Origin of the sequence: Pedobacter sp. N36a (genome assembly GCF_014472395.1) — a bacterium.
Taxonomy (GTDB): domain Bacteria; phylum Bacteroidota; class Bacteroidia; order Sphingobacteriales; family Sphingobacteriaceae; genus Pedobacter.
The window spans coordinates 266,160-288,449 of record NZ_JACSZW010000005.1 but is presented as its reverse complement, the minus strand read 5'-3'; the positions used below and the strand labels follow the sequence as shown (position 1 = coordinate 288,449).

Sequence of the window (22,290 nt, the reverse complement as noted above, 5' to 3'; positions counted from 1 at the left end):
GCAAGCCAGGAAAGTACATTCTGCCTCGTAAGATGACAGGTAAGGGTTGTCTTGCCATGCTGCTACCTCTTCGTTGATATTCTGCATTGTTGAAATATGCCTGTTTAGGCAATGGGTTTTGGGCTCTTTCTTTTTATTGATAGAACTTGTTCAAAAAATATGCTTCAACTAAGGGATCATCCGGTTCTTCAATCAGATGGCATTCACTATGTAGAATATTTTCTTTAGATGTTTAAGGCTTTCGCTTCATCCCAGCATTCAACACACAATATTTTGTAATCACATCCCAAAAACCATTGCTCTTGTTCTGCATCATTGGTCACTTTTGTCAATTTGCCTGCGCATGCATTGCACCAAGCATCTGGTCGACCTAAATCGTCCTCGTTATATTCGTTAAACCCTACTTGAGATTGATCCAATAAGCTATGGGCTAAATGCGTGCAAAGTAATCCGACCTCTTGTTCGCCATGAATGCTACAGGTTGTTTTCTTTTTATTCATAATTTTTTTTATTAGAATTAAATTGTAATCCTCCTTTTTTTTGAATTGGTTTAGGAGATGAGAATTCAAATCTTTATAATATTTTTCATCCCTCATTTGAACCAGTATGAACAAATCGAAAACTAGTCCAAGCGAGATTGGAAAATATTGATATGAAAGGTTTTATATATAGGTGATAAATGCTTCTAGAAGCACCCAATTGGGACCAGACATTTCAGAGAATAGATTTTATTTAATGGTTTTTGTTGTTGCCAAATTTTCACAATATCTTTTCATTCAATTAACGTACATATATGAGATATTGGAAATTAATATTTTTTGGAATAGCAGTGATACTCGTTATCAGTTGGACTATATATTGTGAAATAAAATATCACTACCTAATCTCTTACGATGGGGTTATTATAGAGAGACAACAGATTCCACCTAAAAATATGCCTGATTTAGTTGTTAAAGGTACGAAAGAAATTTTTCCACTCTGGAAATGGAAAGGTATTGATTTTGACTCTGTGAAACTTGGGGATTCAATTTCTAAAAAGAAATATGAATTGAATTCTCATTATTTTAAGAAATTAGATGATGGACGGTATATCAAGATAAAACTCAAGTATTGGACACAATAATATCTTTTGAATATTCCGCACGTAAGTATTGATCTAGAAGTTTCATTTAATCCTATCGAAATACCTATGATAATTACTTGTACAGATTGTAATTTAAATCAGGTAGGAAATGATTCGAGAAGCATCCAGTAGGGGCCCGAGGGGCATATTTATCAAAATTTGAATTCTCGCCAGCAGACCGGTTCGAAATCTGGGAGGGTTACAAACCTATTCTTACATTTAAAAGCTCTACGGTTATCACTTTTATACTTTGCTTATGTTTGTTTATAAAATAACTAAACGGCAAAAATGGGATGCCTTAGCTGTTCCATTAAATCAAACTCTCGATGTATTTGTTGACTTCTGACATATAAATATCACTGTCGTTATCTTTTGTCATTTTGAAAAAGCATTCTAGATGGTTACAATCCCAGGTTACCAATCTTGATTTTCCGTTAAGTTCAATGAATTCTGAATAATCTGTTGATTTTGTAATAATGTCTTTTAAACCAGAAAATAGTAAGATTGGAGTTGATGAAGTTTTTCTGTTAGATTCCATATACCTTTGTGCTGCATCTGGAAGTAATATGTGCTTGTTTTTTATTTCCAAGATTCTGCTAACAACTAAATTAGGGTCAATAACAAAAGAATCCAATATCGCCCCATTGATAGATGCGTCGTTATTCAGAACGCTTTTTGAAATAATCGTGCCCATGGATAATCCGTATAGGACAACCTTCTTAGGTGCATAAACCTTTCTTACAAAGTGTAATACGGAACGCAAGTCTTCCGAAAATTCCTCATAATACATCATGTTTCGATTGATTTCAAAGTCAGTACTTTCCCCAAAACCTCTATAGTCATACAAGATCACATTGAATCCTGCTTTGAAAAATTCACTAGCCTGACCTAAGCAATTTGACATGTTTCCAGCATCAGAATTGGAAACAATTATGAACGGTTTATTTTCATTGTCTTGAAGGAAAATCCATGAATTGAGTTCAACCGTAGAAGTGACATTGATTTTCTTAGCCTGATATTTTAAACCGAGCTGTTCAGGTCTTACCGAATACTCACGCACAGGATTGATAGCTAACGCATGAAATGAAAGAGTTAATAAAACAATTAAAGTAGCAAGTTTTTTCATTTATTTTTTCAATTTGTTTTAGGTATATGTTTATGGTAATTGGGTGAAGTTAATCTTTCCCTAATGGACTTCAGCTTGTTATCTTCAATTATCGATGTGTTTAGCTACAGCGATGACTGTCCCAGGGTTAAAGCCTAAATTATCTTCAGCTTAGGAGATGCTAAACTGGTATTATCAACATACGGTGGATTTCTGAAGTGGTACTGAGGCACTACTAAAATAAAAAAATAATTTTGATAGCTAGAATAGAGATTAGAAAATTATTTTTCTGATAATGTCAAGCTTTTCGGTTTAATTCAAGACAGTTTAAGATAATTTGAAGGAAAAAGTTCTCGATATATCCAGATATTTTTATATCGGTTTATGAACTATTTTCCTTTTCTAAATGTTCAAAGTAATCCGGAGTAACGGTGCTTTTTTTGCTTGTAATCTATTGTTATATTTGAAAGCTTTACACGATTTAACAATTAGCCTATCTACAATAACAATAGATGAAATCAAGCCAAACATTAAAAACGGTTCTTCTTGTTTTGTTAAGTTTTGCAACTTACCATTATCTTTTTTTAAATTTTAAGCCCATAAAAATTGGACTTGATAGGATAACTCAACAAGGGCTGGTTAGTTATATTCTAACCTATTTAATAGTAGGAATTCCAATTTTCGTAGGAACATTACTCATTAACAAAACAACTCTTTTTTTTAGAAATATTGGGCTGTCATCGCATCTTTTACCAGCAGTATGGACAAGTCTGTTATTCACTGCGCCAATGTTTATAGGCGGTTTTTTCTTCTTTAAATTTAATCAACAAATTGACACTGAAAATTTAATTGCAGGAACTATCATTGCAGGCTTTATGGAAGAACTATACTTTAGAGGCTTTCTGTTTGGGCAATTGTTTAGAAAGACAAATTTTGGTTTTATACCATCCATACTTTTGGGTGCATTAATTTTCGCTTCCGGACATCTATACCAAAGTCAAATTATAAGTGAACTAATCGGAATTTTTCTAATTACTTTTTCAGGAGCTATTTTTTTGCCTGGTTGTATGTTGAATGGGATTATAATTTATGGGTTCCAATTTTTACACATACTTTAATGAACCTTTCATGGAATATATTTGAAGTTGACAGTTCGGCATTAGGTGATTTTAAAGCAAATGCTTTTAGGGGGCTAACTATTTTGACAGCAATACTGTTTACAGTGTTATATAAAAGAAAGAAAGGCCTAAAACTAACAGTTAACAGACAAACCTTAATGCTAAAAAAGGAAAACGGTATATAACAAGTTTATATCATTCAGGCTCATATACTAATTTGAATGGACCTGCCACCTTTAGAAGAATTTCCTTTTTTAATCTTTATTTTTTCAAAAAATAGATTTTTAATCCGATCAGAATTTATATAAAATCCTGTAATATTTTTTTGTTTGTCGCGAGCAAACCGAATACCACCCAAATTCCTGGCGCTACTTAAGAACATGTCTTTCTGAATAGGACTGAGACTAATGAGAGGTTGATTTTTATTGCTTGTAAATAAGCCTTTTTCATTTAGGGACAATGTATATGTTGTGTTTAATGCATTATTATAGAAGTTGCCCATAAACCCATTTAAAGCAGCAGGAGAGTGCTTGACCGGTTGGTAGGCTTGGTATACATATTCATCACTTTCACCATAAGTGTAAATCATTTTCATCGTGCTACCTTCTTTACGAAATTTTACTATGATCACATCATCACCATCTACCACCATTTGAAAAATATTTTCTGATACTGGTACTAGGGGGCTCTCGTCATTGCCGTCTAAACTTTGATATCTTAGGGTGTCATTTTTTACATAAAGCTTTCGGGCTGCCGCATTTTCATTGTCCCAATAATGGCCAGTGTAGGTTTCTAATTGCTGGGGTGTTAATTTTATGGTTTTTAGCTGATCGAAATCAATAGTTGCGGGTTCAGGAAATATCGCTCCAAGCACTTCCATAGCCATATTCATGGCAAGCCTGCCGTTGTACCTATTGTTATTGCCGAGAACAAATGAAGTGACCTTTTGATGTGGGAATATGAAAATATTACTGGCATAGCCACCCTCTAAACCATACGTCCAAAATTTTGGAACACCTCGTTCTGCGTGCTGATATTGTTGCCCATATAGCAATCTTCCTGCAGTAGGGTTATAAGTTGTGCGGTCATCATTTAAAGTAACAGGCAGATTTAGTTTTTCAATTAACTTCCTGCTGCCTATTTTTGGGTTCTCAAAATTGAGATACCAACGACTTAAATCTGCAGCTGAAGTGTAAAGATTGGTAGTGCCAACTATAGAATAGTTGATAGGATTATTCTTCAATCCGTTTTTTTCGACTTGATAGGAGGCAGCCACATTAGGTATGATCAGCTCATTGTCATCATAAAATAAGGTGTTTTTCATACCCAAAGGCTGAAAAATATGCTGCTGAGAAAAGGCTGCAAAGGTTTGCCCGGTCAGCTGTTTTATCACTTCAGTCAGTAAAATGAGTCCTGATGCGGTTTGGGAAAATCTTGTACCCGGAATATAATCCAGTTTTTTCTGCTGAAGGATTAGATTTAACGCATCTTGCTGTGTGAAAATATCTTTGCTCCTCCATCCTGCAATTTCTTTTAAGGCTAAAAAGTCAGATAATCCGCTGGACTGGCTTAACAAATGTTTAATGGTGATGGGATGTCCATAATCAGGCAACTGTGGAATATATTTATGAACATCATCAGATAGAGAAAGTTTCCCTTGTTCCTCAAGCAGCAAAATGGCAAAGGCGGTAAATTGCTTTGACATTGTGCCTATTTGAAATTTGGTGTCTACTGTGATGGGCGATTGATGATTCACATCGGCAGTTCCAAATCCTTTTAAGTACACAATTTCATCATCCTTTAACAGCCCTGCGGCCACTCCCGGTGTATGCCGAGCGTTGTCCCATTCCGAGAATACCTGATCTAAGTGCTTGGTTGTTCTTTGCTGTATGTGGGGAACAGTAGCTTCAATAAGTGCGATAATTTCATGGGTCATTTTTGAGGCAGAACTAGGGTCTTGTCCGGTTACAAATCTGCCATCAACAATCGTAAAACTGTCAAAGCCTTGATCAGAGTATACAAAATTGCCACTATTGTTTTTTATGGCCTGGTCAATCGCAAAAGGAAATGTTTTGTAGTAGGCTGCTTTCTGGTTTTCAAACTTATTTGGAAACCCGGTTATTCTTTTGTCTTTGTATAGCGATTTACCAGCATCGTCTCTTAGATAGGCTAATCCTGCCGTTCCATGACAAATGGCGGCAACTACTCCGTTCTTGTTATAAATCTTCCTGGTTATGTTTTGAATCGTTTGATCTTCTGCCACACCAAACATGGCTGCTCCGCCACCAGTATAAAGCACTGCAGCATAATCGTCCGTATGGATGTCTAATGGCTTTGAAGTATGTTTCAATTTGTCCATAAAAAATGCATCGTAAAGATATTTTTTCTGAATACTATCAGATGAATTGATATAGCCAATCGGAATTGGGCCACCCTTGGGACTGATGAAGTCAACTGTATATCCTGCTTTTGCAAATAGATGATAAGGAATCACCATCTCCTCAAAGTGATTAGCAGCAGCAATTTTACTATTGCCGTAAAACTCCTGGTTGGAGGTTACAAATAAGATTTTTTTTTGTGCATAAGCAGATGTCAGTAATGAGCTGAACAAAATGCCTATCATCATCACTTGAGCTAATTTAGTCGTCAATCTATACATAAGTGTTTTTTTTGTAAATGTATAGGGACACCTATGCCTTTTGGGTTTTCGTTCATAAAATAGGAGTATGATATTATAGAATAGAACTCAAAATTGGCAGAATGATTGTTAAATAAACCATTCTGCCATCATCCAGTTTCGCATAAATTTCTACCAAATCGTTAATTTTTTGTGTTTGGCTGAAGGCATGATGACTTATGATAAAAAGGAACAGGTTATTTAAAAAGCGCTTCATTTCTAGGGTTTGTTTAATGAAGAGACACCGGTTAATTTGATAAGTTGCAGGTAACTTAATCCCTCTGCGTTTTATTTCTCTCTCTATAATCCGATGTCTTTCTCTTACCTTTGCAAATATTCAATATTTCATACTGTGATTAATGTAAACAACATCTCCGTTTCATTTGGCGGAACCACTCTTTTTAGCGACGTCACCTTTTCGATCAACGAGAACGATAAAATTGCCCTGATGGGTAAGAATGGCGCGGGCAAGTCTACCATATTAAAGATCATTGCCAATGCGGCAAAACCTACTTCTGGTAACGTAACCGGTCCTAAGGACGCGGTAATCGCGTATTTGCCGCAGCATTTCCTGACTCAGGATCAGGTGACCGTTTTTGAAGAAACGATGAAAGCTTTTGAGGAAGTAAACCAGATGCAAAAAGAGCTTGAGGAGCTGAATGAGCAGCTGACGATTCGTACCGATTACGATAGTGATGACTACATGAAGCTGATCGAACGTGTTTCTGAACTGAGTGAGAAATTTTATTCGATCGAAGAGGTCAATTATGATGCAGAGGTAGAAAAGGTATTAAAAGGCTTGGGTTTCGAGCGTAAAGACTTTACCCGCCAAACTTCTGAGTTTTCCGGGGGATGGAGAATGCGTATTGAGCTGGCTAAAATTCTGTTAAAGAAACCTGATCTGATCTTATTGGATGAGCCTACCAACCACATGGATATCGAGAGTATCCAATGGCTGGAAGATTTTCTGATCAACTCTGCCAAGGCAGTTATGGTGATCTCCCACGACCGTGCCTTTGTAGATAACATTACCAACCGTACCATTGAGGTAACGATGGGCAGAATATACGATTACAAAGCAAAATATAGTCATTATCTACAGTTGCGTGCAGACCGTCGTGTGCACCAATTGAAAGCTTATGAGGAACAGCAGCGTTTTATCGCAGATAACCAGGAGTTTATAGACCGTTTTAGAGGGGTGTACTCGAAAACCTTGTCGGTGCAGTCGCGTGTGAAGATGCTCGAAAAGCTCGAAGTTATTGAGATCGATGAAGTGGATACTTCGGCTTTGCGCCTGAAATTCCCACCATCGCCTCGTTCAGGGCAGTATCCGGTAATCGTAGAAGAGCTCACTAAAACCTATGGCGATCATGTGGTGTTCGAAAAAGCATCGATGGTGATCAAACAGGGAGAAAAAATAGCTTTTGTTGGTAAAAACGGTGAAGGTAAGTCGACCATGATCAAAGCCATCATGGGCGAGATCGATTTTGAAGGGGAATTAAAAGTAGGTCACAATGCAAAGATTGGATACTTTGCACAAAATCAAGCTGCCTTGCTTGATGAAAATTTAACGGTATTCGAAACCATTAACCAGATTCCACTAAGCGATGGTTCGATAAAAATTAAAGACCTTTTAGGCGCCTTTATGTTCAGTGGCGATGATACCACGAAAAAAGTTAAGGTACTTTCTGGAGGAGAGAAAACCCGTTTAGCCATGATCAAGTTACTGTTAGAACCAGTAAATGTATTGATCCTCGATGAGCCAACCAACCATTTGGACATGAAGACCAAAGATATTATCAAGGACGCCCTTAAAGATTTTGATGGCACTATTATTCTGGTATCCCATGATCGGGATTTCCTGGATGGCTTGGCGGAAAAAGTATTCGAGTTTGGTAATAAGCGTGTTCGGGAGCATTTTGAGGACATCAAAGGCTTCCTGGCTTATAAAAAGATGGACAGCTTAAAAGAAATTGAACAAAACTAAAAGAGCATATACCTGCATACAGGTACTCACCGGGGTTGAACTATCAATCCCGGTTTTTTTATGCTCTGCATTTTTCAGCCCTTGTCCCAATTTTCTGGGAAATGGTCCTAAATCATCCTGCAACGACGGCTGATCTGCTTCCAGAAAGCCTCATTCTGGCAGATAACTTGTAATAAACTTTTGTATTTTTATGAGGTAAAAATTATCATGAAAATTGAAAACTTAAAACCGTTTGAGGGGCAGCATTGTGAAACGACTGCAACTGGAACTTTGCTTCGACAGCTTGATGTTGAGCTTTCTGAACCCATGCTCTTTGGTTTAGGAGAGGGACTTGGTTTCATCTTTTGGAAGATGAAATCAATGAGTTTCCCTTTTATTGGCGGGCGGGTAAAACCGGATGTCTTAACTGAGCATATCGCGAGGAATTTAAACCTCGTGCTGACCGTAAAAGAAACCTCATCAACTCAAAAGGCATGGGAAAATGTAAAAGCGCTCCTGGATAAGGGAAAAGTTGTGGGTTTAAAATTAGACTGTTTTCATCTTGAATATTTCACAAGACCATTTCATTTTGCAGGGCATTATGCGGCAATTTATGGTTATGATCATAACCATGCTTTTTTAATAGACACTAAGGCGCAAGGTGGGCAAGTAAAAACATCTTTGAAAAGTTTGGCCTTAGCAAGAGCGGAAAAGGGACCAATGGCCTCTAAAAATTTGTATTATACCTCAGACCTATCCTCAAAAAAGTTTGATCTGAAAAAAGCAATTCCTGCAGCAATCAGAAATAATGCACATCAATACCTAAATCCACCAATTACTAATATAGGCTATAAAGGAGTCTATAAAACAAGCTCCGAAATTATCAAGTGGTTCAATACCAGTAAAACCATAGAAAGTGACTTTAAGACAGTGGCCATGCTGATGGAAAAAGCAGGTACTGGCGGCGCTTTGTTTAGAAACTTATATGGTGATTTCTTAAAAGAAAGTTACGACTTGCTTCAGCTTGACCAGCTCAAGACAGGGCATGAGGCGTTTATAGATATTGCATCGCTTTGGACATTCCTCTCTGAACTGTTTGAAAAGATAGGCCAAACAAAAGATATTAAATATGTTCAAGAAGCATCGGAAATTTTAAAAATAATAGCAGCTAAGGAAAAGAGCGCAATGGAAGTATTGGCCACAATATAGCCTTTAACGCGTATGCTGAGAAATAAAATTTTAGCAGAATCAATCAGATAATTCGAGCTTTCCCAAATTATTTACATATTATTGGATTGAAAATTTAACTCATATTACTCCCGGAAGCTAATTATTAATGGAAAACTACGCTAAGCGCTCCGACTTAGAATTGTTACAGCTCCTCCAGCTTGGTGACCGTTTAGCTTATACGGAAATATTTGAAAGGTATAAGTTTATTCTGCACCATCATGCGATAAAAAAACTTCCAAATAGAGAGGAAGTGAAAGATATAGTACAGGAAGTATTTACCATGCTTTGGACAAAAAAGGAAGGTATAAATATCCATACTAATCTTTCAGGGTACCTATATACTTCTTTGAAGCATAGCATCCTGGATCATTTTTCAAGACAGAAGGTCCGTGACAAGTATGTGGATTCGATGAAGAACTTTGCCGGACAAGGAACAGTTCTGCCTGATTACCGCATCAGGGAAAAGCAATTATCCGCAGCTATAGAAGCAGAAATTAGCCTATTACCTGAAAAAATGAGAATTGTTTTTGAGCTGAGCAGAAAAACTTATCTCAGCCATAACGAGATTGCAGCACAATTAGGGATCTCTGAGAAGACAGTCAACAGGCAGATTTCTAATGCGTTAAAGATTCTTAGGTCAAGATTAGGTCTATTCGCTTACCTTGCTTTTCTGATCAGGTATTAAATAAAATAAAAAAATATTCATTTCATCTGCATGTTCGGCCGGACTTAACCGTCTTGGTATTAGATTGGGGGGAAAAAACAATCTAAAATCCATATGCGTGAAGCAGATTATGAAAAATTATTAGATCAGTATAAAGCAGGTCATTGCACAGAAGAAGAGACCGCTTTTATAGAAAGCTGGTACCTTGTTTATCAGGAGGGTAGTCTGTATGAAGATTTATCTTTAGGGGAAAGAACAGCTGATCTGGATATGGTAAGGGCTGAGCTTGGTCTTGAATATCCAAATGCTCTTGAATATCCTGAGCCAAAAAAGTTTCGCCTTTGGCCTCGACTGGTTTCTGCTGCTGCAATCTTAATCGTAGTTGGAGCAGGCCTATATTTTTACCTAGATAAAAGTAGTCCAGCTGTTCCTGTCTATGCCAATGACATTCCCTCTAAAGGAAAAAAGACCGCTACGCTAACCCTGGCAAGTGGTGAAAAAATCGAATTGTCTGATGCTAAAGTTGGTAAGCTTGCAAATCAGGCAGGGATTGAAATTTCCAAGACTAAAGACGGACAATTAATTTACGAAATAAAAGATCAGACAAATGCTGCGGCTAATAAGTGGAATACACTCTCTACAGCCAAAAGTCAGACCTATGTGATACAACTTCCTGATGGAACGAAAGTCTGGTTAAATGCAGCCTCTATATTGAAGTACCCAGCTTCATTTGCAAAATTGAAAAATAGAGCTGTGGAACTGAATGGGGAAGCCTATTTTGAGGTGGCCAAAGATCCGCTTCACCCATTTGTGGTCAAAACTGCTACACAAGAAGTAGAAGTATTGGGAACTCATTTTAATATCAACAGTTATACTGACGAAAATAGCACCAGAACTACACTCCTGGAAGGAGCGGTGAAGGTAAGTTTGGTGAATGGCATCCTTTCAAAGGTGATCAAGCCGGGTGAAGAAGTACTGAATATACAGCAGCAGCTGCAGGTAAGACCGGCAAATCTCAAAGATGCGGTTGCCTGGAAGACGGGATATTTCAGGTTCAATAATGAAAACCTGGAAAGCATCATGCGTCAGGTATCTAGGTGGTACGACGTAGATGTAGTCTATTCGGGTAACCGCAATGAACTTGCTGCCCTTACTTTCTGGGGTATTGTTTCCAAAGAAAAGAATGTTTCTGAAGTTTTAAAGATGATCGAACGGGCTGAGAAAGTGAAGTTCAGCATTAACGGCCGAACCATAACGGTCATGTCCAATTAAAATCTCCTGCCCCCTTTAATTATATAAACCTAAACCAAACCAACCACATGAAAAAGAGAAACCACCGCGACCCCTAGCCAGATTCAGATAAATCAGAAAACAGGAACGTTCGAACCGTTCCTGTTTAATCCTGATTGGCACAAAATAATGAATTAACAAATTTTATGATTACCGGATTGCCTGTAGCCTCTGAAAGCAGGGCATTTCCGGTACAGACCAACATGTCAAATGTATAAAAATTTTACAAAATATCTTTGTGCCTCTTCAGGCTATAAGGATAATTTCCTACAGTCAACAGTACCAGATTATTATCCGGCAACTGGCTATAGGTTATGGGGGATAAATACAATTCTTGTGATGAAATTAATTACGGCAATATTAATCCTGAGCCTGACTCAGGTGACTGCGGCTACTTTTGCACAGAAAATTACCATCAACAAAACCAACGCCACTATTGAAACCGTCCTTGAAGAAATAGGAAGGCAAAGCGGTTATGATGTTTTTGTTGGGGTGAAGACACTGAATAGCGCAAAATCCGTCAGCATTAATGTAAAAAATGCAGCAGTAGAAGAGGTGCTGAGACTTTGTCTGGAAGGACAGCAGCTTGACTTCTCCATTGAAAATAAGATCATTGTCATTAAGTTGAAGCAACCATCCATTCTTGATAAAGTCGCCGCAGTTTTTTCGGGTAATGAGGTATTTGGGATTGTGTTAGACAATGATAATAACCTGCTGCCGGGAGCTACGGTCACCATTAAGGGGAGTAATCGAAGTACGACCACCAATGGAATGGGACAGTTTAAGTTAAAGGATGTTCCGGAAGGTGCCATTCTGCAGATTTCTTATATGGGCTATACCACCAAAGAACTGAAGATAAATGACAATCTATTGGGGATAAAACTGGAATTGAGCAATTCTAAACTAGATGAAGTGCAGGTCATGGCTTATGGAAAAACCAACCGACGGATCTCTACTGGAAATATTGTGACCATAACCGCTAAAGAACTGGAAAAACAGCCGGTCACGAATCCTTTGCTGGCACTTTCAGGCAGAGTTCCCGGAATGATTGTGACGCAAACCAATGGTTATGCAGCTAGTCCTGTTAAAGTCGAAATCAGGGGAAGGAAAGCCATCGATTCTAGATTCGTATCTGATCCTCTGTACATCATAGACGGTGTTCCATTGAGTAATACGGAACTTAGCCCCGGGTCAAGTTATGGCAATGGTTCAGCCGGTGTTGTTCAGAATGGATTTTCTGTAACTGGTGGTCAAAGTCCGTTGTTTAACTTAAGTACCAGTAACATCGAAAGTATAGAAGTTTTGAAGGATGGTGATGCAACTGCCATATATGGTTCGAGAGGAGCAAATGGGGTAATTCTCATCACCACAAAAAAAGGAAAGCCAGGTGCAACTTCACTGTCCGTAAATGCTTCCCAAGGACTCAGTTATGTGAAACAGCGTTATAACATGCTCAATACTGAGCAATATTTACAACTCAGGAGAGATGCCTTTGCCAACGATAATATTGTGCCAACCATAGCCAATGCACCTGATTTAATGCTTTACGACCCTACACGTTATACCGACTGGCAAAAAAAGCTTTGGGGTAATTTTGGTAAAAAAACAGATGCTGCGCTTAGCCTTTCGGGCGGAGATCAGCAGACCCAATTCCTGTTGACCGGTAATTACGGCAGGACAGAAGAAGTTCTTTCCAATGGAGGGGACAATCAGAACGCTTCGATGGGCTTTAATTTAAACCACAGCGCCCTGGAACAAAAATTTAGAATAAGTGCAAATGTCCTTTATAGTTATTCTGCAGTAAAGACCATCAGTTCACCTAGTGTGGTTACTGTAGCACCCAATGCTCCTGATATTTACGCTGAGGATGGGAGCCTGAATTACAGGGGCTGGGGGAGAAGTGAAAGTGGTGGTTCTTATTTTCCTTTTGGGGGCTTAGAATCCAGCTATTTCTCTAATACGCAACTGATTAAAGGTGGGCTGAACCTGCGTTATCAGCTGGCAAGCAACCTTTCCTTATCTACCAATTTAGGCTATAACTTTACCTATAATTCCAACCGCTGGTATACGCCTGTATCCAGTCAGGATCCGGAAAATAGTCCAACTGGTACTGCGTTTTCGGGGAGTACCAATAATGCTAACTGGATTGTAGAACCCCAGTTAAATTACAATGTGAATTTATTTGGAGGGGAGTTCAGTGTATTGCTTGGAGCGAGTTTACAAAAGGACGGTACAAAAACGTCAGGAATTTATGGTCTGAATTATGAAACCGATGACTTTCTGGAAGCCATCGCGCTGGCGCCCGTCAAATTGATTTATGACAATCAAGGCTATTATAAATATGCAGCCCTATTTGGAAGATTAAGTTATAATTTGAAAGATAAATACATCCTGAATATCAACGGTAGAAGAGATGGGTCATCGCGCTTTGGTCCAGGAAAACAGTTTGGTAATTTCGGGTCTATTGGGGCAGCATGGATCTTATCAAAAGAGAATTGGATGAAAGACCAGCTCCCTGCGATGGTAAGTTTTGTTAAATTAAGAGGAAGCTATGGATTGACGGGCAGTGATGCCGTTGGTGACTATAAATATCTTACGCAGTGGGCTAGCAGTGAGTCAGATGCTGTACCACTCCCTGATTACAATGGCGTAACACCATTGGTTAGTTTACTGGCCGTAAACCCGGACTATAGATGGCAGGTGGCTAAGAAACTGGAAGTTGCCTTAAATTTAGGTTTTTGGGATGACAGGGTCAACCTTCAGATTTCCCGCTATCGCGAACGCATAGGCAATCAGCTAACGGAGTTTCCTACGCCACTCTATAGCGGCTTTAAAAGTGTGGTGGCCAATTGGCCCGCTTTACTGGAAAATAAAGGCTGGGAATTTTCAGTAGATATTGAAGCCGTAAAAACAGATGATATAAAATGGAACTTGAACTTTAACGGCGGTCGAAACACCAATATACTATCCAGTTATCCAGGGATAGAATTATCACCTTATGCCAATTCTCTTAAAGTAGGAGGATCACTGAATGCTTTGTACCTATTACATTATACAGGCATAGATCCACAAACAGGGAAATATACCTTTGAAGATTACAATAAAGACGGTAAAATTTACGTCGATAATATAGGGGCGCCAGGTACTGGTATTGATGATCGTTATATAAATATTGATTTAACGCCTAAATTTTCTGGTGGCTTTGGGACTTCTTTTAATTACAAAAACTTTAATGTAAGTGCCTTTTTTGAATATAGACAGCAAATCGGTATTAACCCAGATTACAACAGCTCAAGTTTATTGGGGAGCATGAATAACCAGTCTGCAGACGTATTTGGCAATTATTGGATGAATCCTGGTGACCAGGCGCTATATGCAAGACCAAGTACGCAAGTAGATGCCAATACCACCTACTTCTTTCTTTCAGATGGTCAATACCAGGATGCTTCTTTTTTAAGGATGAACAACCTCTCTTTTGGTTATCAATTCAATGAAAAGATTTCTAAAAAAATGGGGGCAAAATCCTTCAATCTGTATGCCAATGCACAAAATATTTTTGTGCTGAGCAAGGGAAGAGGCTTGGATCCTTCTGCACAAAATTTTGGTGCGATTCCACCACCAAAAGCCGTAGTAATTGGTATTTCTGCACAATTTTAATGTTATGAAGATGAAAAAAAATCTAAAATTATACACTGCAATCCTGATGACAGCAGCTTTAATTTCTTGTAAAGATCTGGTTAGCATTCCAGAGCCTACAGGTTCTGTCACCACAAAAAAGGTATTTACTACCGACGGGCAGGCAAATTCTGCAATGGCTGGCGTATATACCAAAATGATTAATAGAACATCTGATGGAGCGGTCGGGTTGCTCGGCTATGCTACGGGTGCCTCTACTATTTTGGCTGGCTTGTCTGCCAACGAGCTGATCACCTCCTCCACCAGTAGTGCTTATTATTTGCTGAATACGAATAGCGTACTGACAGAAAATGGCACTACAGCGATCCTCTGGGTAACCGCTTATGAAACTGTGTATGGCGCCAATGCAGTGATAGAAGGGATTGAAGCTTCAGTATCTGAAAAACTGCACGAAAATGTGAGAAAAAGACTGACTGCTGAAGCGAAATTTGTTCGTGCATTTTCTTATTTCTACCTCCTGAATTTTTTTGGTGATGTTCCTATGGCCCTGACGATAGATTTTAATAAAACGGTGAACATGAAAAGAACACCTAAAGCCGAGGTGTATGCCCAAATGATTAATGACCTTAAGGAAGCCAAAAGTCAGCTGCCAGACAACTATTCAGCTACGAGCGGAGAAAGAATTTTACCTACTAAATGGGCAGCAACGGCGTTATTAGCCAGGATTTATTTGTATACCGGAGATTATGCGAATGCTTCAGCTGAGGCTAGCGAACTGATCAGTCAGTCTACCTTATTTAAATTACCGGAAGATTTAAATAGTGTATTTCTAATCAATAGTCAGGAAGCTATTTGGCAATTGAAGCAAGCTGATCTGACCCTTAATGGAAAAGGAACACCTGAAGCCCAGACCCTATTGGCTAACAAAGCAACTATCCCAAACAGTCGTCCGGTTTTCCATTTATCAGAGGAACTGAAAAATGATTTTGAAAAGGAGGATCAGCGTAAAATAGCCTGGACCTGGAATGAAACCGCTGGAGGTAAGGAAGTTTATTACCCTTATAAATATAAAATAGGAACCTATAATAATCGCGAAGGTGTGATGACGGAGTATTATATGGTATTGAGGTTAGCTGAGCAATACCTCATTCGTGCAGAAGCACAGACACTGGCAAACCAGTCATTAGTTTCCGCAATTGCCGACCTGAATGTGATCCGCCACCGTGCTGGTCTGGATGATCTGCCTTCAACACTTTCTAAAGAAGAAGTTATCCTGGCTATTCAACAGGAAAGGAAAATAGAACTTTTCGCAGAATGGGGGAACCGGTTTCTGGACCTTAAAAGAACTGGACGTGCACATGATGTCCTTTCCGTATTACCTATTAAAATGCCTTGGAATGGAGATGGTCAGTTACTGTACCCGATCCCGAGAAATGAAATTATTGCCAACCAAAACCTGACACAGAATCCGGGTTACTAATTTTTAAAATATGGCTGTCATCCCTGGTAAAATAGGGGAGAACACCTGCAGTAAAACTGCGGAGCAGGAACCTCTTTGTCTAACGATGGCGGCTGAAACACACACATAAACTCATCAAATCCAATAAAAAACTATGGAACCAATCGTTCGTATCAGCGGGCTTTCGCACCGTTATAGTACCAGCTGGGCTATACGTGACATCAATTTCGAAATTCCAAAAAGTGGGATTGTTGGCCTTCTAGGCTCCAATGGTGCCGGTAAATCTACTACGATGAATATCCTTTGCGGGGTACTCACACCAACCACAGGAAAAGTGATCATTAATGGCATCGACCTGAGTAAGCAGCCGGAATTGGCTAAGCAGGAAATTGGCTTTTTGCCGCAAACTCCGCCATTGTACATGGACCTGACGGTGGATGAATACCTGAGGCATGCGGCGATTTTACGCTCCATAGAAAATAAACAATTAAAATCCGCATTGGATGAAGTGAAGGAACGCTGCGGTTTAACCCAGATCAGCAAAAGACTGATCAAAAATTTATCCGGTGGCTATAAACAACGGGTAGGCATCGCTCAGTCGATTGTTCATCATCCTAAATTAGTGGTGTTTGATGAGCCTACAAATGGCCTGGATCCGAACCAGATTCTAGAAGTCCGCGGACTGATTAAGGACATTGCTACAGAACGTGCTGTGATTCTTTCCACCCACATCCTCACAGAAGTACAATACCTCTGTAAAGACATCGTCATGATAGAAAGCGGAAGGATTGTCTTTGCCGATACGATGGAAGCTTTCGATAATTATATCGCACCGCACAGCATGCTGGTGGTCCTGGAAAATGCGCCTGCAGAAACCGCATTGATGGCCATAGAAGGTGTAATCAGGGTAGAATTCCTAACGGAAAAACTACTGCGCATCTATTTTAACGGCGACCGCAGTATTTCTGAAGCTGTGGTGCTGGAAAGTGCAAAACAAGGTTGGCGCTTACGGGAGCTCAATATGGAGAAAAACTCTTTAGATGAAACTTTTGCCCAACTGTCCAAAATCTCTAGATAGCTTATGAAAAAAATTATACAGATAGCCAGACTAGAGCTCAGTCTGCTATTTTATTCCCCGATTGCATGGTTGCTGATCCTGGTTTTATTTCTGCAGATGGCACTCGCATTTTTGTCGTCCATCGCCGAAATACAGTATCTCCAGGAGTTTATCCCTGTAACAGGAATCTCAGAAAGACTGTTCACGACTAAGATCGGCACAGACACGATTCCTGTAGGCATATTCCTGACCATGCTGGGCAGTTTATACTTGTATACTCCACTCATCACGATGGGGATCATCAGTCGGGAAATGAACACAGGAACCGTCAAACTGCTGTATTCTTCACCTGTAAAACTCAGTCAGGTGGTGTATGGTAAATTTCTGGCAATGATGGCTTATAACCTGTTAGTAATGGCTTTAATGAGTCTGTTTGTAATTGCAGCTGCCTCATTTGTCCAGCATTTTGATTATGCCCATGTATGGGTGGCAATGCTGGCGTCTTTCCTGTTAATGAGTGCCTATTCGGCTATTGGCATCTTTGTGTCGAGCTTAACCACCTATCAGGTGATTGCAGCAATTGGCACGTTTGCGGTACTGGCCTTCATGAACTATATCGGGAGGTTCGGACAGGGGATAGATTTCCTGCGTGACCTGACCTACAGCCTTTCGATGCCAAGTCGGGCAGAGCGAATGGTGGCAGGCTTATTGACCAGCAGGGATGTCGTTTATTATATAGTGATCTCCGGTATTTTTATTGGATTTACCATTGCCAGACTGGAGATGGCGAGGGTGTCAAAATCTATCGTCAAGCAGGTATTTAGATATGTATTCATTTTGAGTATAGGTTTGGCAGTCGCTTATATCAGCTCCCGACAACCCATGATTGCCTATTACGATGCAACGGCCACTAAGGCCAATACCATTGTCCAGCCTACTCAGGAAATATTGAAGAAAATGGGGGATGAGCCCATTGAGATCACTGCCTATATCAACGTCATGGACGATTGGTATCACTATGGGGCTCCCGAAAATCGCATCCCTGTCAATGCAATATGGGAACCTTATATGCGCTTTAAATCGAATATTAAGTTAAACTGGGTATACTATAACAGCAGCTTTGACCTCTTGGCCTTTAGAGAAAGGGTGAAGTCTTTAGAATTGGATACCGCAGATTTTCTGACACCTGAAGCCATCCGTAAACAGGTAAATCTGGATGGAGAAAACGGTCATCTGGTGATGCAGCTGAAGTATAAAGGCAAAACAACTTTCCTACGCACTTTTTTTGATGGTGATTTCTGGGCAATAGAGGCGCAAACTGCAGCAGCACTAAAAAGACTGATCCAAACGCCGCCTAAAATTGTTTTCGCGACGGATGGCTATCAGCGAAGTATGGATAAGATTGGCGATCGCGATTTCAAGCTGTTTTTTAACGATAAAACATCAAGAGAATCTTTGATTAATCAGGGATTTGATTTGGATAGCCTTTCCATAGAAAATAACGAGATCCCGAATGGCATCGCCGCATTGGTGATTGCTGACCCGAAAGTCAAGTTCAGCTCAAATGCTTTGTTAAAGCTTCAAAATTATATTGCAACTGGTGGAAACCTATTGATCACCGGAGAACCAGGTAAACAGGAAGTACTCAACCCAGTCTTCCACATGCTGGGGCTAAAAATGAAGAATGGAACACTCGTTCAGCGCAGCAGAGATTATTCTTATGGTCTGGTTACCCCAGCTTTGGGAGCAGCAGCCGTAGTGATGAACCCTGCATTAAAAAAGAAATATGAGGAAAAAGCGGTGGTATCTATGCCAGGCGCTGCCGCATTAAGTATAGAAAGCAAAGGAATCTTTAATGTCCAGCCGCTATTAATAACCGATGATAAAAAGAGCTGGATCAAAGCTGGATCTTTTGTGCTGGATTCGGCGGCCTTAACCTTTGATGCCAGGAATGGTGACCAGCGGGGAGCTTTCCCTGCCGCAATGATGCTGACCAGAAAATTGAACCAAAAAGAGCAGCGGATTATGGTTGCTGGAGATGCCGATTTTATGAGTATTAAAGAACTGACCAGAGGTAATCTGGGAACAGCAAATCATGTTTTTTTACTCCATCTTTTTAAATGGTTTTCTAATGAGGAATTCCCTGTAGATATGACCAAAATAGAGGCGAAAGACAATAAACTGGAGCTAACTGAGACTGGGTTGAGAACTGTACAAATACTTTATTATGGGGTAATTCCAGGCGCAATACTGCTGATGGGAATGATTTTGCTTGCCCGAAGAAAACGTCAATAATTATGAGCTTTATAACCGATAAACAAACGATCGATGATCTGAATATCTTCGCCAAATCGGGGAGCGATTCGATCTATCATATTTTTAATAAAACCTATACCCAGGGTGGTGCTGCGCTGCTGGAAGAGCTGTTCAGGAATCCACTCTCAGACGAGAAAGTCATCAACGAACGGGTGGCTGTACTGAGGTATTTCCAGAAAAGTAAACTGGACTTTCCTTTACAGGGGAATCGTTTTGAAGAAGCAGAAAGGTATCTTTCTAATACCGATCCTCGCAGCAGGCTGTCTAATCAAGGCTTTAGCATGGCCGATTTCAAAGCGGCCGCTGATAGTGTCACCGCGCTAATAGAAATCTTGCAGGGGCTGAAGGTATTTATGCTGGACATCCAAAGCAAAGTAACTGAGAATCCCTACGGAGCAGAACTGGTCAAGGTATTGGCTTTACTAAACTCAAGAGACCTGGAATTTATTTTTACAGACCATGGGAAGGGTAAAATTTCTTCAGGAAAAATCGTGGAGTACGACAATATTTTAAGGTTCCAGCAACGTGATCTGCTGGAAAAAATACTACAGCATATTTATCGGCTGGATGTTTACTGTTCTATCGCCAGGGTAGCTGAAGCACGTGGGTATCACTTTGCAACCGCATTAAAAAGGGATGCCAATCGCTTGCAGCTGCAGGGTGTTTACCATCCCTTGCTGCATAAACCAGTAGCCAACTCCCTGGAAATGGCACCAGACAGCAATATCGTTTTCTTGACAGGTGCCAATATGGGTGGGAAATCGACCTTTATGAAATCGCTGAGTATCGCCATGTATCTGGCACATCTGGGTTTCCCGATAGCAGCCGAAAGTATGGCGTTTTCTGTATGCGATGGGATGTATACCACTATCAATTTACCGGATAATCTGGCCATGGGTGCCAGTCATTTCTATGCAGAAGTGCTTCGGGTAAAGAAAGTAGCGGTAGCACTTGGTGCGGGTAAAAACTTATTTGTCGTATTTGATGAGCTGTTTCGTGGTACCAATGTAAAGGATGCCTACGAAGGAACCATCTCCATCATGGAAGCTTTTGCCGGAAAGCCACATTCCCTGTTTGTGATCTCCACCCATATCATGGAAGCTGGTGAAGTATTGCAGAAGAAATGCAGCAATATGATTTTCCGCTACCTGCCTACCCGGATGGAAAATGGCAAGCCCGTTTATACCTACACGCTCACAGCAGGCATTACTGACGACCGCCATGGAATGATCATCATTAACAATGAAGCTATCCTGGAATTGATCAGCCATGAAAAACAGGCAAAGAAAACACAAAGTAGTTTTACCGCAGATAAACAAACAGCAGAAGACTTAAACCTTCATGGGAAATTTAAACAGCAATCAATTTACAGCTTATTTAATCACCTGCAAACCAGAGGTGGAGAGAAGGAGCTGGAAGGTATGTTTGCCCGGCCCTTGAATACTCCCGAAGAAATCAATAGAAGAAGTTCCGTGTTTTCCTTTTTCCAGCAGCACCGTGTGATTTTTCCAGTCATCCGTTCACAGATAGAATCTATGGAGGATTACCTTTCTGGCGGTGCAGGAGCAGCCTTACCAGCAGTAGCCTGGGGAATCTTTAGCAAAAAAATTAAGCAGGTCCTTTTTCATAATGCAGAGTTACTGCAGTTACAAGCCGGACAGTCGGTCACGATAGAAGTATTACAGGCCTTTCGCGATTTCTTTAAGGAGTTGTCAGGGAAAACGCAGTCAGTAGTTTATCAAAAGGAGCTGGACATGGCGTCAAAAATTTTTCAGGACAGCAGACTTGCGGAGCTATTAAATGCGCCAGAAGGACAGCTTTCCTTGATGCAGCTGATCCGCAATGATTATGTGATCCGGCATGTGATGATCAGTCAGATGGAAAATCTCCTGAAATTAATTTATGAGCTGGATGTATTTGTTAGTGTAGCTGCAGTTGCAGCAGAGCAGAACTTTGTCTATGCAAAGGCGCTGCCAGCAGAACAGATGCTGCTGAATATGGAGGGTTTCCGCCATCCCGGATTGAAGAATGGGATCAGTAACAACTTGCATTTAACTCCTGATCGTAATGTGCTGTTTTTAACCGGGGCTAACATGGCTGGTAAATCCACTTTTATGAAATCTATGGGAATTGCGGTTTACCTGGCGCATATGGGTTTCCCAATTGCGGCAAAAAGAATGGAATTCTCAGTGAAGGACGGTTTATTCTCTTCCATCAATGTCTCAGATAATCTGGATATGGGCTATAGCCATTTTTATGCAGAAGTATTGCGTACAAAAACGGTAGCACAGGCAGTGAACGAATCCATGGACCTGTATGTGTTGTTTGATGAGCTGTTTAAAGGAACCAACGTAAAAGATGCCTACGATGCGACGCTGGCAGTGACTGAGGCTTTTGCAGCAAATAGAAATAGTTTCTTTGTGATTTCTACTCACATCATTGAAGTAGGGGAAGCCTTAGGCAAAGCCTGTCAGAATGTGCAGTTCTCTTTCTTACCAACGGTGATGAAAGATGGGCTGCCGACTTATCCATACACCCTGGCAGCTGGAATTACCAGCGACAGACAAGGGATGATCATTATTGAAAACGAAAAGATAGTCGACATCATTAAAGCAAAAGATCCCATAACCACCTCAGCTCATTTATAAT

At 40.1% G+C, this 22,290-nt stretch carries 14 protein-coding genes; 11 read left to right on the top strand and 3 right to left on the bottom strand.

All coding sequences use genetic code 11. The features are described from left to right. Positions 1 to 224: 224 nt before the first annotated feature. Positions 225 to 500 (bottom strand): hypothetical protein, encoded by a 276-nt coding sequence (locus H9X96_RS12240; RefSeq protein WP_187666548.1) that lies wholly within the window; start codon positions 498 to 500, stop codon positions 225 to 227. A gap of 293 nt (positions 501 to 793) precedes the next feature. On the opposite strand from H9X96_RS12240, the gene H9X96_RS12235 reads away from it, so the two are divergent. Continuing rightward, positions 794 to 1,123 carry a hypothetical protein gene (locus H9X96_RS12235; protein ID WP_187666547.1) on the top strand — a complete coding sequence of 110 codons (330 nt, stop codon included), beginning with the start codon at positions 794 to 796 and terminating at the stop codon, positions 1,121 to 1,123. Positions 1,124 to 1,433: 310 nt separating this feature from the next. On the opposite strand, the gene H9X96_RS12230 is transcribed toward H9X96_RS12235, so the two are convergent. Beyond that, positions 1,434 to 2,249: an alpha/beta hydrolase gene (locus tag H9X96_RS12230; protein WP_187666546.1), complete on the bottom strand. Its 816-nt coding sequence runs from the start codon at positions 2,247 to 2,249 to the stop codon at positions 1,434 to 1,436. A 491-nt stretch (positions 2,250 to 2,740) separates the two neighbouring features. Here H9X96_RS12230 and H9X96_RS12225 point away from each other — a divergent pair, with 491 nt between their 5' ends. Further along, on the top strand, positions 2,741 to 3,346 hold the full coding sequence (locus H9X96_RS12225; protein ID WP_187666545.1) for a CPBP family intramembrane glutamic endopeptidase: 606 nt from the start codon (positions 2,741 to 2,743) through the stop codon (positions 3,344 to 3,346). 205 nt (positions 3,347 to 3,551) lie between these two features. On the opposite strand, the gene H9X96_RS12220 is transcribed toward H9X96_RS12225, so the two are convergent. After that, positions 3,552 to 6,005 carry a serine hydrolase gene (locus H9X96_RS12220; RefSeq protein ID WP_187666544.1) on the bottom strand — a complete coding sequence of 818 codons (2,454 nt, stop codon included), beginning with the start codon at positions 6,003 to 6,005 and terminating at the stop codon, positions 3,552 to 3,554. 370 nt (positions 6,006 to 6,375) lie between these two features. Between H9X96_RS12220 and H9X96_RS12215 the strand changes: the two genes are divergently transcribed. From H9X96_RS12215 to H9X96_RS22905, 9 genes are all read left to right on the top strand, one after another. Continuing rightward, complete coding sequence (locus H9X96_RS12215; protein ID WP_187666543.1) at positions 6,376 to 8,010, top strand: ABC-F family ATP-binding cassette domain-containing protein; 1,635 nt, start codon at positions 6,376 to 6,378, stop codon at positions 8,008 to 8,010. 207 nt (positions 8,011 to 8,217) lie between these two features. Next, complete coding sequence (locus tag H9X96_RS12210; RefSeq protein ID WP_187666542.1) at positions 8,218 to 9,198, top strand: BtrH N-terminal domain-containing protein; 981 nt, start codon at positions 8,218 to 8,220, stop codon at positions 9,196 to 9,198. Between the two features lie 127 nt (positions 9,199 to 9,325). Beyond that, positions 9,326 to 9,904 carry an RNA polymerase sigma factor gene (locus H9X96_RS12205; protein ID WP_187666541.1) on the top strand — a complete coding sequence of 193 codons (579 nt, stop codon included), beginning with the start codon at positions 9,326 to 9,328 and terminating at the stop codon, positions 9,902 to 9,904. A 93-nt stretch (positions 9,905 to 9,997) separates the two neighbouring features. Continuing rightward, complete coding sequence (locus H9X96_RS12200) at positions 9,998 to 11,155, top strand: FecR family protein (protein WP_187666540.1); 1,158 nt, start codon at positions 9,998 to 10,000, stop codon at positions 11,153 to 11,155. A gap of 357 nt (positions 11,156 to 11,512) precedes the next feature. Next, complete coding sequence (locus tag H9X96_RS12195) at positions 11,513 to 14,830, top strand: SusC/RagA family TonB-linked outer membrane protein (protein ID WP_255431106.1); 3,318 nt, start codon at positions 11,513 to 11,515, stop codon at positions 14,828 to 14,830. Between the two features lie 10 nt (positions 14,831 to 14,840). Further along, positions 14,841 to 16,289, top strand: coding sequence for a RagB/SusD family nutrient uptake outer membrane protein (locus H9X96_RS12190; RefSeq protein ID WP_187666538.1), 1,449 nt, complete (start codon positions 14,841 to 14,843; stop codon positions 16,287 to 16,289). 133 nt (positions 16,290 to 16,422) lie between these two features. Beyond that, on the top strand, positions 16,423 to 17,346 hold the full coding sequence (locus H9X96_RS12185; protein WP_187666537.1) for an ABC transporter ATP-binding protein: 924 nt from the start codon (positions 16,423 to 16,425) through the stop codon (positions 17,344 to 17,346). A gap of 3 nt (positions 17,347 to 17,349) precedes the next feature. Next, positions 17,350 to 19,620, top strand: coding sequence for a Gldg family protein (locus tag H9X96_RS12180; RefSeq protein ID WP_187666536.1), 2,271 nt, complete (start codon positions 17,350 to 17,352; stop codon positions 19,618 to 19,620). 2 nt (positions 19,621 to 19,622) lie between these two features. Continuing rightward, entirely contained in the window at positions 19,623 to 22,289 is a 2,667-nt protein-coding gene (locus H9X96_RS22905) for a hypothetical protein (protein ID WP_255431096.1), read from the top strand. The last annotated feature ends 1 nt before the right edge of the window (position 22,290 follow it).

Bases quoted from the DNA above. Each gene is read 5' to 3' on its own strand.
- H9X96_RS12240 (WP_187666548.1), bottom strand. From the start codon at position 500: ATGAATAAAAAGAAAACAACCTGTAGCATTCATGGCGAACAAGAGGTC.
- H9X96_RS12235 (WP_187666547.1), top strand. From the start codon at position 794: ATGAGATATTGGAAATTAATATTTTTTGGAATAGCAGTGATACTCGTT.
- H9X96_RS12230 (WP_187666546.1), bottom strand. From the start codon at position 2,249: ATGAAAAAACTTGCTACTTTAATTGTTTTATTAACTCTTTCATTTCAT.
- H9X96_RS12225 (WP_187666545.1), top strand. From the start codon at position 2,741: ATGAAATCAAGCCAAACATTAAAAACGGTTCTTCTTGTTTTGTTAAGT.
- H9X96_RS12220 (WP_187666544.1), bottom strand. From the start codon at position 6,005: ATGTATAGATTGACGACTAAATTAGCTCAAGTGATGATGATAGGCATT.
- H9X96_RS12210 (WP_187666542.1), top strand. From the start codon at position 8,218: ATGAAAATTGAAAACTTAAAACCGTTTGAGGGGCAGCATTGTGAAACG.
- H9X96_RS12205 (WP_187666541.1), top strand. From the start codon at position 9,326: ATGGAAAACTACGCTAAGCGCTCCGACTTAGAATTGTTACAGCTCCTC.
- H9X96_RS12200 (WP_187666540.1), top strand. From the start codon at position 9,998: ATGCGTGAAGCAGATTATGAAAAATTATTAGATCAGTATAAAGCAGGT.
- H9X96_RS12195 (WP_255431106.1), top strand. From the start codon at position 11,513: ATGAAATTAATTACGGCAATATTAATCCTGAGCCTGACTCAGGTGACT.
- H9X96_RS12190 (WP_187666538.1), top strand. From the start codon at position 14,841: ATGAAAAAAAATCTAAAATTATACACTGCAATCCTGATGACAGCAGCT.
- H9X96_RS12185 (WP_187666537.1), top strand. From the start codon at position 16,423: ATGGAACCAATCGTTCGTATCAGCGGGCTTTCGCACCGTTATAGTACC.
- H9X96_RS12180 (WP_187666536.1), top strand. From the start codon at position 17,350: ATGAAAAAAATTATACAGATAGCCAGACTAGAGCTCAGTCTGCTATTT.
- H9X96_RS22905 (WP_255431096.1), top strand. From the start codon at position 19,623: ATGAGCTTTATAACCGATAAACAAACGATCGATGATCTGAATATCTTC.